This window comes from Roseomonas mucosa ATCC BAA-692 (genome assembly GCF_000622225.1).
GTDB lineage: Bacteria > Pseudomonadota > Alphaproteobacteria > Acetobacterales > Acetobacteraceae > Roseomonas > Roseomonas mucosa.
This window is the reverse complement of record NZ_JHWD01000007.1, coordinates 189,118-200,429: the sequence shown is the minus strand read 5'-3', so window position 1 is coordinate 200,429 and position 11,312 is coordinate 189,118. Positions and strand designations below refer to the sequence as shown.

Below are 11,312 nucleotides of genomic sequence, written 5' to 3'. Positions count from 1 at the left end.
ACATCCCCCCTGCGGCTGGGCCTCGGGGCCTTTCCAGCCGGTATTTTTGCACCGCAGCATGGAAGGCGAAATTTTTCCGCCACCGGGCTGCGGGCACGAAAAAAGGGACGGAGAACCGTCCCTTTTGCCGTGACTGGTAAAGTTCTATGTCTTTACCGCAGGGCTGGCCCTGCGGCGCCGCTTCAGGCCGCGGCGCGCTTGCGGTTGAAGTCGTTGGCCGGGCGCGACACGGGGGCCTGGGTCGCCACCTTCTGCTCCTGCTGCGCCATGCGGTCGAACAGGTGCGGGATGTCGGAGCGGACAAGGCCGATATCGGCCAGCTCGCGATCCGTCAGCTCCTGCAGCTCGGCCATGGCGCGGCGGCGCTGCAGGCCCTCGGAGAGGCGGAGCGTCAGGCTGCGGAACCAGCGGCCGATCCCGCTGTCGCTCTGCTGCAGGGCCTGCTGACGCAGGGCCTGGATGCGCTCGGCCTGGGCGTTGGCGGGCATCGGCATCATCAGGGCGGCTTCGGTCTGGTTGATCCGGGTATTCATGACTAGCGTTCCTTTCGCGGCGCGGTTCGTGGCTTCCGGTCGTTCTGTCTTCGACTCGCTTTGCCGCGCCGCGCGTTATGCAGTGCAAAATAGGTCTGCCCGCCGCTTTTGCTCGTGCCGATCTGGCTGTTTAGATATGCGCCGGAAGCATGAAATAGGAGTAAAACATGTCGTTTACGAAGGTCGCGCAACCGTGAGCGCCGTCGTGCCGCCCGCGTCGTCACCCGGGGAGCGGCTTGAGGCGCTGCGCCGGAACCTGGCGGCTGCCGGGGTCGAGGGCTTCGTGGTGCCGCGCTCGGACGAGTATCTGGGCGAATACGTGCCGGGTTCGGCGGAGCGGCTGGCCTGGCTGACCGGCTTCACGGGCAGTGCCGGGCTGGCCATCGTGCTGCCGGAACGGGCGGCGGTCTTCACCGACGGCCGCTACACCACCCAGGCGGCGGCGCAGACCGATCCGGCGCTCTGGGAGCGGCGGCATATCACCGAGGAACCGGCGGCGGACTGGCTGCGCGAACATGCGAAGGGACGGCGCATCGGCTACGACCCGCGGCTGATGCCGGAATCGGCGGTGGAGAAGCTGGCGGCCTCCGGCGCCGAGCTGGTGCCGCTGGACGGCAACCCGCTGGATGCCGCCTGGGCCGACCGCCCCGCGCCGCCACTGGCCCGCGCCGTGCCGCAGGCGGCGGAACAGGCCGGGCAGGGTGCGGAGGAAAAGCGCGAGGCAGCCGCCGCGGCGCTGCGCACGGCGGGCGAGGACGCGGCGGTGCTGGCCGATGCGCACAGCACCGCCTGGCTGCTGAACATCCGGGGCGGCGACCTGGAGAACACGCCGCTGGCGCTGTCGCAGGGCCTGCTGCGGGCCGATGGGACGGTGGACCTGTTCATCGCCCCGGCGAAGGTGGACGAGGCGCTGCGCGCGCATCTGGGCAATGCCGTGGCGCTGCGCGCGCCGGAGGAATGGCCGGAGGCGCTGCGCGCACTGGCGGGACGGCGGGTGCGGGTCGATCCCGACCTGACGCCGGCCTGGTTCGCCATGCGGCTGCGCGAGGCCGGAGCGACCGTGGTGGCGGGCGAGGATCCGGTACGCTTGCCCCGGGCGCGCAAGAACGCGGTGGAGCAGGCAGGCGCGCGGACGGCGCATGCGCGGGACGCGGTGGCGCTGGCGCGTTTCCTCCACTGGTTCGCCGGGGCGGCGCCGCAAGGCGGGCAGAGCGAGATCACGGCGGCGGAGAAGCTGCTGGAGTTCCGCCGGGCGCTGCCGCTGTTCCGGGCGGAATCCTTTCCCGCCATCTCGGGCGCCGGGCCCAACGGGGCGATCGTGCATTACCGGGTCACGGCGGAGACGGACCGGGCGATCGGGCGGGACGAGTGCTACCTGATCGACAGCGGCGCGCAGTTCCTGGACGGCACCACGGATGTGACGCGCACGCTCTGGACTGGGCCGGGGGAGGCGCCGGCGGAGCTGCGGGAACGCTACACGCGGGTGCTGCGCGGCCATATCGCCCTGGCCACGCTGAGCTTCCCCAAGGGGGTGGCGGGGCCGCATCTCGACGCCATCGCGCGCCGGCCGCTCTGGGATGCCGGGATGGACTACGACCATGGCACGGGCCATGGCGTGGGCTCCTTCCTTTCGGTGCATGAGGGGCCGGTCGCCTTCTCGCGGGCGGCGAAGCCGGTGCCGATCGAGGAGGGGATGATCCTGTCCGACGAGCCGGGCTTCTACCTGCCCGGGGCCTATGGCATCCGCATCGAGAACCTGCTGCTGGTGCGCTCGGCGGGGCAGGGGCTCTCGGGGCGGCCCTGGCTGGGTTTCGAGACGTTGACCCTGGCTCCCTACGAGCGGCGGCTGATCCAGCCCGGGCTGCTGACGCCGGCGGAGCGGGAATGGGTGGATGTCTATCAGGCCCGCGTCGCGTCGGAGGTCGCTCCCGCGCTGGCGGAGGTGGCGCCCGAGGCGGCCGCCTGGCTACGTGCCGCCTGCGCGCCCCTCTGAGGGCCGTCGCGGTTCCGCCGGAGGCCGCCTCCGGCGAAGCCTCGGGGGACGGGGGAAAGGGTGGGGGCAGGTTGCGCCGGCGGGCGGCAGGGTCTACCCCTGCCGCGCCGCAAAATCGGGCCTCCGGCCCCGGCACGCTTCATGCTCGTGCCAGTCGGTATGCCACAGGGATCACCAGCCCCATGTAGTCCGCGCCCGCAACGCCGGCATGTCTCGAACCGCCGCAGCAGATGCGGCGGCCCATGTTCGCCTGTTGCGAGCGACGGTTGGAGGGTGGCGGGCCATCCGGCTCCCGGAACCTAGGCTTCCGGGGCATGGATTCCCGGGCGCGGATGGTTCGCGGCCGTCCTCCGCATCCCGCTTCGCGGCACGGCCCAGAAAACCGGGACCGTTTCCCCTGATGAGTTTTCCTCGATGAGCTTCGACCTCGCGCGCTACCGGGCCGAATGGACCGGCGGCAGCCTCCACCGCGAAATCCTGGCCGGCATGGTCGGGACCTTCGCCCTGATCCCGGAGGTGATCGCCTTCTCCTTCGTCGCGGGGGTCGATCCGGAAGTGGGGCTCTTCGCCTCCTTCGTGATCGGCATCGTGATCGCCTTTGCCGGCGGCCGGCCGGCGATGATCTCCGGCGCCGCCGGGTCCGTGGCGCTGGTGGCCGCCGCGCTGGTCTCCTCGCACGGGCTGCAATACCTGCTGGCCGCCACGCTGCTTTGCGGGGCGATCCAGGTGGTCTTCGGCCTGCTGAAGCTCGACGTGCTGATGCGCTTCGTCTCGCGCTCGGTGCGGACGGGCTTCGTGAACGCGCTGGCCATCCTGATCTTCTCGGCGCAACTGCCGCAGATGATGGATGTGACCTGGCATACCTATGCGATGATCGCGCTGGGGCTGGCCATCATCTACCTCGTGCCGCGCGTCACCGAGGCGATCCCCTCGCCGCTGATCTGCATCCTGGTGCTGACGGTCGTCTCCATGGGCATGGACATGCCGTTGCGCACCGTGGCGGATCTGGGGCGGCTGCCGGATTCCCTGCCGTCCCTGGTCTGGCCGCAGGTGCCGCTGAACCTGGAAACGCTGCGGATCGTCTTCCCCTATGCGCTGGCCATGGCGATGGTCGGGCTGCTGGAATCCATGATGACCGCCGGGGTGGTGGACGACTGGACCGAAACCAACAGCTCCAAGCGCGCCGAATGCACCGGGCTCGGCATCGCCAACATCGCCGTCGGGGCCTTTGGCGGCATCGCCGGCTGCGGCATGATCGGGCAGACCGTGGGCAACCTGCGCTATGGCGGGCGGGGGCGGCTTTCCACCTTCGTGGCGGGGGCCTTCCTTCTGGTGCTGATGGTGCTGCTGCGGCCCTGGGTGGCGCAGGTGCCGGTGGCGGCGCTGGTGGCCATCATGATCATGGTCTCGGTCAGCACCTTCTCCTGGTCCTCGCTGCGCGACCTCGCGGCGCATCCGCGCCTGTCCAGCCTGGTGATGCTGGCCACCGTCGCGGTGGTGGTGGTGACGCACAACCTGGCGATGGGCGTCTTCGTCGGCGTGCTGCTGAGCGGCGTCTTCTTCGCCTTCAAAGTCATGCGGCTGATGCAGGTGGAGAAAGCCTATGACGAGGCCGGCCGGACCCGGACCTACCGGGTGAAGGGACAGGTCTTCTTCGCCTCCGCCGAGATGTTCGCCGATGCCTTCGACCTGCGCGACGCGGTGGCGCGGCAGGTGGTGATCGACCTGACCGGGGCGCACCTGTGGGACATCACCGCCGTCGGCGCGCTGGAGGGCGTGGTGAACAAGATGCGCCGCCACGGGCTGCGCGTGGAGGTGGTCGGGCTGAACGAGGCCAGTGCCGGGATGGTGGAACGGCACGGGCGGTTCAGTCCGGCGGAGATGTAGGGTCCGACAGGGGCAGGCGGCGTTCCGCCTCCCCGGTGCCTGGCTGAGGAGCCGCGCGCCGCCCTACCGCCGATCGAGCAGCAGGCGCAGGCCCAGGCCCAGGAAGATCGTGCCGGCGAGGCCGTTCAGCCAGCGCGTGGCGCGGGCGGAGCGGTTCAGGCGGCTGACGGCCCGGCCGGCACCGGCGATCAGCACGGCGAAGAGCGGCACTGCCAGAAGGGGCAGGAGCGGGCCGAGCAGCAGCATCTGGAGCCAGGCCGGGGCGAGGCCGGGTGCCACGAACTGCGGCAGGAAGGCCAGAAAGAACAGCGCGACCTTGGGGTTGAGCAGGTTGGTCAGCATGCCCTGGAGCACGATGCGGCCCTGCCCCTGGAGGCGTGTGCCCTGGAGGTGGGGCGGGGTTCCGGTGGAGGGGGTGGCGGGAGCGATGCCGGCCTCGCCGCGCCAGGCGGCCCGCAGCGCCCCGAGGCCGAGCCAGACCAGATAGGCAGCGCCGGCGAGGCGCAGCAGGGCGAAGAGCATGGGCTCCGCCGCCAGGATGGCCGCCACACCCAGCGCGGCGGCGACGATATGGCAGAAGGCGCCGCAGACGATGCCCAGCACCGCCGCCCAGCCGCGCTGCGGCCCGCCGGACAGTGTCTGGCCCAGCACGAACATCATGTCCGGCCCCGGGGTCAGCACCAGGACCAGACAGGCCAGCAGGTAGGCGGCGAGCAGGGCGGGATCGAGTGGCATGGCGACCGCCTTCTGCGCCGGGCGGCAACGCCGGTCCAGCGCATAATCCTGATCCCCGGCATCAGCGCCGCTGCTGCCCCGCCTCAAGGCGAGCCCCGCCCTGGGGACAGGGCCGAGTGGAGGGAGCGGCATTGGTGGCATGTCTGCCGCGATGCAATATTGCGTGGCTTGCCGCGCCCGCGAAAGGAAACGTCTTCCGTCGCCGGGTGCGGGCGCCCGATCCATGGACCCGTGTGATGACCGAGAACGCAATAGACCGAAGCCTGACACGCCAGGACGCCAAGACCCTCGCCCTTGCCTCGCTCGGCGGCGCTCTCGAGTTCTACGACTTCATCATCTACGTCTTCTTCGCGGTCACGATCAGCAACCTGTTCTTTCCGGCCGACATGCCGAAATGGCTGGGGGACCTGCAGACCTACGGCATCTTCGCCGCCGGCTATCTGGCGCGCCCGCTGGGCGGGATCATCATGGCCCATTTCGGCGACAAGACCGGCCGCAAGCGCATGTTCACGCTGTCCATCCTGATGATGGCGGTGCCGACGCTGCTGATCGGCCTGATGCCGACCTATGCCTCGATCGGCTATGCCGCGCCCGTGCTGCTGCTGGTGATGCGCGTCTTCCAGGGCGCCGCGATCGGGGGCGAGGCGCCGGGCGCCTGGGTCTTCGTGGCGGAACACGTCCCGGCCAACCGCGTGGGCCTGGCCTGCGGGCTGCTGACCGGGGGGCTGACCGGCGGCATCCTGCTGGGCTCGCTGATGGCCACGGCGATCAACCTTGCCTACACCCAGGCCGAGATCCTGGACTGGGCCTGGCGCCTGCCCTTCGTGGTGGGCGGGATCTTCGGCCTGATCGCCATGTACCTGCGCCGCTGGCTGCACGAGACGCCGGTCTTCGAGGCGATGCGCGCCCGCAAGGCGGTGGTGCGGGAGATGCCGCTGAAGCAGGTGCTGCGCGGCCATGGCGCCTCGGTGGCGGTCTCCATGGCGGTGACCTGGATGCTGACCGCGGCCATCGTGGTGGTGATCCTTCTGACGCCCTCGCTGATGCAGCGCCTGCACGGCATCCCCGCGACCACGACGCTGATCGGCAGCAGCCTCGCGACGCTGACCCTGACGATCTGCGCCGTGCTGGTGGGCGTGCTGCTGGACCGTTTCAACACCGTCATGGTGACGCTGGTGGGCACGGTGCTGCTGATCGCCGCGACCTATGCCCTCTATGTCGGCACGGCGGCGAACCCGGACAACCTGGTGCCGCTCTACGCGGTGGCCGGGGCCACGGTGGGGATCATCAACGTGGTGCCCTATGTGATGGTGCGGGCCTTTCCCGGGGAGGTGCGCTTCACCGGCGTGTCCTTCTCCTACAACGTGGCCTATGCGGTCTTCGGTGGGCTGACGCCGATGGCGGTGGGCACGCTGGCGGGTTTCAACGCGATGGGGCCGGCGCATTACGTCGCCCTGGTCGTGGTGATCGGCCTGATCGCCGTGGTGGCCAACGGCATGCGCCGCGCCGCCGTCTATGCCCCGCCCGTCGCGGCGGAGTGATCCCCGGCCGCCACGGGCGGCCCCTGCGGCATGGCGGATAAGGGAAGGGGCGGGACCCATGGGTTCCGCCCTTGGCCTGTCCGCCCTCCCATCGTGATCGGGGTGCCGGCGCGACCGGGATTGCAACGCCCGGGCTCCTGTCGCCTTCTATGGCCGGAGCCCTGCCGGAGCCTCCGGCGCGGGATCGCCCATCGGAGATGGAGGAGCAAGGACATGGCGGATCTGGTGATCATCGCCTATCCGGACGAGCAGACGGCCGAGGCCGCGCGTCAGAAGCTGCTGAGCCTGCAGAAGGAGTACCTGGTCGAGATCGGGGACGCCGTGGTCGCCGTCCGCCAGCCGGACGGGAACGTGAAGCTGAACCAGCTGGTGAACACCACCCTGGCAGGCACGGCCTCCGGCGCGCTCTGGGGCACGCTGATCGGCCTGCTCTTCCTGAACCCGCTGCTGGGCACCGCCGTCGGCGCCGGGGCGGGGGCGCTGAGCGGCTACTTCACCGATGTCGGCATCGAAGACAACTTCCTGAAGGACGCCACCCAGGCGCTGCCGCCCGGGGGCGCGGCGCTTTGCGTGCTGGTACGCAAGGTGACGGCGGACAAGGTCCTGCCTGCCATGTCCGAGTTCGGCGGGACGGTGCTGCGCACCAACCTGACGGCGGAGCAGGAGAACAAGCTGCGCGAAGGGCTGAAGGCGGCGGGCTGAACCGGCCGCCTTATCATCCGGAGCATGGGGCCGGGGCCATGTGGCACCGGCCCGCCTTGCCGCCGCGAAGCCGGTCAGCCTCCGTCCATGCAGCGGCCCAGGTCGAGGGCCGCGTCCGTGCCATTCCCGCCCTTGCCACCTTCCGGCGCGGCGGGGACAGGCTTCACGCCGGACAGGAAGACCCCCAGCACACGGCTGTCCTCGCTTGCCCCGGCCTGCCGGGGGCTGGTGGCATCCGGGGTTTCCAGCAGCAGCGTCACCATCGAGCCGGGGGCCGCATCGCGCCAGGGCAGGAAGACACGCTGCGCCCTGGTGAACTCCAGGGACATCCGGCAGGCCCGGCCCCCGGCATCGCGGATGGTCACGCGCTGCGGCGCACCGCCGGGCGGGACATAGGCAGAGAGCGTCAGGATCGCGCCGCGCGTGTCCGGCCTGACCGGCAGGCGCAGCACCGCAGACCCGGCCAGGGACCAGCGCCCTCCGCGCTCGCGGGGGGACCAGCCGAGGAACTCGGCCCGCCGCGGCGTGGGCCGGAAGGACAGGGGCTGGCAGGCGAGACCCAGCCGGGGCAGCGCGTCCCGGTAGGTCGTGAGATAGGTGCTGCTGCTGGCGCCACCGGGATCGGTCGGCCAGAGGACGGTGCGCGACAGCGCCTGCAGCACCAGCGGATCGTGCCCCATCCGGTCCGGCACCTGGCAGGCGCTCTCGCGGAGGAGGTCGAAGGCGCCCTCCTTTTCCGCCATGAGCCGGGCGGAGGCGCGGTTGTGCAGGAAGGTGGCACTGCCGAGCAGGCCCAGCCCCAGCGCGCAGGTCAGCACCGCCCGCCGGGCCCGGACGGAGCCGTGCCGCGCCGCGCCGCGGAGCAGCAGGGCGAGGCCGATGGCCGCGGCGATGCCCAGGCTCAGCGCGGAAAGGCGGGAGTCGACATAGGTGCAGTCGCCGTTCCGGCACCATGACTGGTACTTCTGGGTGAAGGCATGGGCCAGCGTGTTGAGCCAGGCCCAGGCGAGGCAGGCGAGCAGGACCCGTACGGCCAGCCCGGTGTCCAGCCGCGCGGTCAGGGCCGGCAGCAGCCGCGCCGCCAGCCAGGCCTCCATGGCAAGCAGCAGGATGGCGGGGGCGATATCCTCCGGCGCCGGGAAGGGTATGGTGAGGTGCGGAAAGACGGTGCCGTTGACGGTATGCAGGAATTGCAGGCGGAGGATGTCAGCCAGTGGCAGGGCCTCCGCGATCGTGCCCGGATAGTGGCTCGGGAAGACCATGCGGTAGCCGAAATGGACGGCCGCCGAGGCCAGCAGCGCTGCCCCCTGTATCCACATCTCCCGGCTCCGGCGCGCCCGGGACGCGATCAGCGCCAGCAGGGCCAGCCCCAGCCCTTCCAACAGTGCGTATTCCAGCAGCATGGTCGCGGCGAAGAGGCCCAGCCCGGCGGCCAGGGCGGCCGGTGCGGAGAGCTGCGCGACGCGGGCCAGCCGGAGATGGATCGCCAGCAGCGCCAGAAGCGGCAGGGTGAGCATCAGCGGATAGGCATTGGGCGGCAGGTGATGCGCCGCCATCGGCAGGGTGCAAACCGTCAGCAGCAGCGCGGCGCGCGTCAGCGGCAGCCGGAAGCGCCGGGCGAAGAGGTGGCAGAAGCAAAGCAACGTCAGGCCGAAACAGAGGACGACCAGCAACCGGCCCCAGGCGAATTCCGGCAGCATGGTTCCCAGCAGCACCAGCGGCATGGCGGGATACATGCCGACGCGCCCCTGGTCCTCCGCGATGCGAGTGAGCCGCGTGGTCAGCTCCCAGGGCGAGTCGAGCTCGGTCAGGGTGACGTACTGCCAGAAATTGTCGTCGGCGGTCTGATGGAAGGCGGACAGGAAGGGCAGGAGCTGGATCGCGACGAAAGCGAGGAGGACGAGGTCCGGCAGGTGGCGTGCCAGGGACGGCGTCAGGAAGCGGGTGCCGGTTCCTGTGCCGGGGGGATGGGGGGCTTTCCGGTCGCGCGGCAGCGGCTCCCTGCCGGGGGCCGGCACCAGCTCATGTGCCGTGCGGGAATTCGGGGAGCGCGCCATTGGCCAGCGGCTCGGCGTGGTGAGGCCGGACAAGGGGCAACGCCTTTTAAATGAGAATGCCGCTCATTTACAGGAAACCGACTGGACGCACAGCAGGTTTGTGTCGGTCCATGCACTGGGCGGATAGCTGTCCGGCAGGGTGGCGGGAAGGAGGCGGAGACCCGGTTCGCCGGAACGGCTCATGCGCGAAGCCTCCCGGCAGCCCGGTTGTTGCACCCGGAGCGGGGTCCATCTAGCAGTTTCGTCACCGCCTTCCTGGAAGGAGACCGATATGCGACAGCATCCGGGCCCCGGCCCCGTGCCCCGCCGCTCCATCATCCTCGGATCACTCGCGACGGCTGTCTCCTGGCCACTGGCCGACATGCGATCGGCCTTCGCGCAGGAGGCGGTGAAGGCGGCCCCTCCGGCCTCGGCGCCGGCGGCGCGCGGGGCGGTGGAGGCCTGCCGCGACGCCATCCTCCGCATTTCGCGCGAGGTCTGGGCGAATCCCGAACTGTCGCTGCACGAGGAGGTCTCCTCGGGGATCCACCTGCGGGAGTTGCGTGCCGCCGGCTTCACCATCGCCAGCCAGGGTACCTCGGGGATTCCGACGGCCTTCGTCGCGGAATGGAGCCAGGGCCAGGGTGGCCCGAAGCTCGGCTTCCTGCCGGAATACGACGCGCTGCCGGGGCTGGGCAACGCGGCCGAGCCCCGCCCGGTGCCCGGGCCGAAGGGCGCCGAGGTCGGGCATGGCTGCGGGCACAACATGCTCGGCGCGGGCTGCACCGGCGCGGCCATGGCGCTGCGCAGGATGATGATGGAGGGCGGCCATCCGGGGACGATCCGCGTCTATGGCTGCGCGGCGGAGGAGACCGAAGGCGCCAAGGTCTACATGGCGCGCGACGGGCTGTTCGACGACCTGGATGCCTGCCTCGCCTGGCATCCGGCGCCGATGACCGGCACGGGCCTGCTGCGGACCGCCGCGATGAACCTGCTGCGCGTTCGCTTCCGGGGCCGCAGCGCCCATGCCGGGGTCGATCCCTGGGAAGGGCGCAGCGCGCTGAAGGGGGCCGAGATGTTCGGGATCGGCGTCCAGTTCATGCGGGAGCACCTGCGCCCCACCACCCGGCTGCATTACGTCTATACCGATGGGGGCGAGGCGGCGAACGTCGTGCCGGACCGGGCCGCGGTCGCCATCGTGATCCGCGACACAAACCGGAAGCAGGTCGGGGAGGTGACCGGCTGGGTCCGCGAGGTGGCCGAGGGCGCGGCCAGGGCGACGCAGACCGAGGTGGAGATCGAGCAGCCCTTCGGCCTGCACGATCTGTTGCCGAACGAGGTGCTGGTCCGCCGCATCCACCAGCACCTCTCGGCCGTGCCCATTGAATGGACCCCGGCGGAGCAGGATTTCGCCCGCGCCTGCCAGCGCGAGTCGAGGCTGCCGGAAGCCGGGCTCGCGACCAATCTCCTGCCCCTCCTGCCGGAGATGCAGACGGGCGGTTCCACGGATGTCGGCGATGTCAGCTACAACGCCCCGACCGGCCTCTTCGCCTGGGCGACCATGCCGGTGGGCGTGGGGCTGCACACCTGGCCGGTCACGGCCTGCGGCGGCACCTCGATCGGCGACAAGGGGGCGATCAACTCGGCCATCGTCATGGCCGGGGTCGGCTTTGACCTGATGACCGATGCCGGGCTGCGGGACCAGGTGAAGGCCGATTTCCGCAAGCGCCGGGGCGGCGGGCCCTATGTCTCGCCGCTGCCGGAAGGCAAGAAGCGCCCGGAGGGCATCCCGCCGCGCCTGCTGCTGCGCAACGGCACCGGGGAGCTGACCGACGAGTTCTACGAGCTGGGCGCCCGGTAGGGGGCGCCGCATCGTCTTCGGGCG

The 11,312-nt window shown here is 70.8% G+C and carries 8 protein-coding genes; 5 read left to right on the top strand and 3 right to left on the bottom strand.

Annotation, left to right across the window (positions count from 1 at the left end):
* Window positions 1-182 precede the first annotated feature (182 nt).
* The gene (locus BT98_RS23895) at window positions 183-533 is read right to left on the bottom strand and encodes a DUF1127 domain-containing protein (RefSeq protein ID WP_019459432.1); all 351 of its coding nucleotides are present in this window, start codon (window positions 531-533) and stop codon (window positions 183-185) included.
* 193 nt (window positions 534-726) lie between these two features.
* Here BT98_RS23895 and BT98_RS0109500 point away from each other — a divergent pair, with 193 nt between their 5' ends.
* Window positions 727-2,526 (top strand): aminopeptidase P family protein, encoded by a 1,800-nt coding sequence (locus BT98_RS0109500; RefSeq protein WP_019459431.1) that lies wholly within the window; start codon window positions 727-729, stop codon window positions 2,524-2,526.
* 414 nt (window positions 2,527-2,940) lie between these two features.
* On the top strand, window positions 2,941-4,413 hold the full coding sequence (locus BT98_RS0109495) for a SulP family inorganic anion transporter (RefSeq protein WP_019459430.1): 1,473 nt from the start codon (window positions 2,941-2,943) through the stop codon (window positions 4,411-4,413).
* Window positions 4,414-4,476: 63 nt separating this feature from the next.
* Here BT98_RS0109495 and BT98_RS0109490 read toward each other — a convergent pair whose 3' ends face one another.
* Window positions 4,477-5,148, bottom strand: coding sequence for a LysE family translocator (locus BT98_RS0109490; RefSeq protein WP_099782053.1), 672 nt, complete (start codon window positions 5,146-5,148; stop codon window positions 4,477-4,479).
* Window positions 5,149-5,384: 236 nt separating this feature from the next.
* Here BT98_RS0109490 and BT98_RS0109485 point away from each other — a divergent pair, with 236 nt between their 5' ends.
* Entirely contained in the window at window positions 5,385-6,689 is a 1,305-nt protein-coding gene (locus tag BT98_RS0109485; RefSeq protein WP_019459428.1) for an MFS transporter, read from the top strand.
* 213 nt (window positions 6,690-6,902) lie between these two features.
* The gene (locus BT98_RS0109480) at window positions 6,903-7,391 is read left to right on the top strand and encodes a DUF1269 domain-containing protein (protein ID WP_019459427.1); all 489 of its coding nucleotides are present in this window, start codon (window positions 6,903-6,905) and stop codon (window positions 7,389-7,391) included.
* Between the two features lie 74 nt (window positions 7,392-7,465).
* Here the strand turns inward: BT98_RS0109480 and BT98_RS0109475 are convergent, their stop codons facing one another.
* Complete coding sequence (locus tag BT98_RS0109475; RefSeq protein ID WP_147292442.1) at window positions 7,466-9,481, bottom strand: hypothetical protein; 2,016 nt, start codon at window positions 9,479-9,481, stop codon at window positions 7,466-7,468.
* Window positions 9,482-9,719: 238 nt separating this feature from the next.
* Between BT98_RS0109475 and BT98_RS23890 the strand changes: the two genes are divergently transcribed.
* On the top strand, window positions 9,720-11,288 hold the full coding sequence (locus BT98_RS23890) for an amidohydrolase (protein ID WP_019459425.1): 1,569 nt from the start codon (window positions 9,720-9,722) through the stop codon (window positions 11,286-11,288).
* Window positions 11,289-11,312: the final 24 nt, after the last annotated feature.

Bases quoted from the DNA above. Each gene is read 5' to 3' on its own strand.
- BT98_RS23895 (WP_019459432.1), bottom strand. From the start codon at position 533: ATGAATACCCGGATCAACCAGACCGAAGCCGCCCTGATGATGCCGATG.
- BT98_RS0109495 (WP_019459430.1), top strand. From the start codon at position 2,941: ATGAGCTTCGACCTCGCGCGCTACCGGGCCGAATGGACCGGCGGCAGC.
- BT98_RS0109490 (WP_099782053.1), bottom strand. From the start codon at position 5,148: ATGCCACTCGATCCCGCCCTGCTCGCCGCCTACCTGCTGGCCTGTCTG.
- BT98_RS0109485 (WP_019459428.1), top strand. From the start codon at position 5,385: ATGACCGAGAACGCAATAGACCGAAGCCTGACACGCCAGGACGCCAAG.
- BT98_RS0109480 (WP_019459427.1), top strand. From the start codon at position 6,903: ATGGCGGATCTGGTGATCATCGCCTATCCGGACGAGCAGACGGCCGAG.
- BT98_RS23890 (WP_019459425.1), top strand. From the start codon at position 9,720: ATGCGACAGCATCCGGGCCCCGGCCCCGTGCCCCGCCGCTCCATCATC.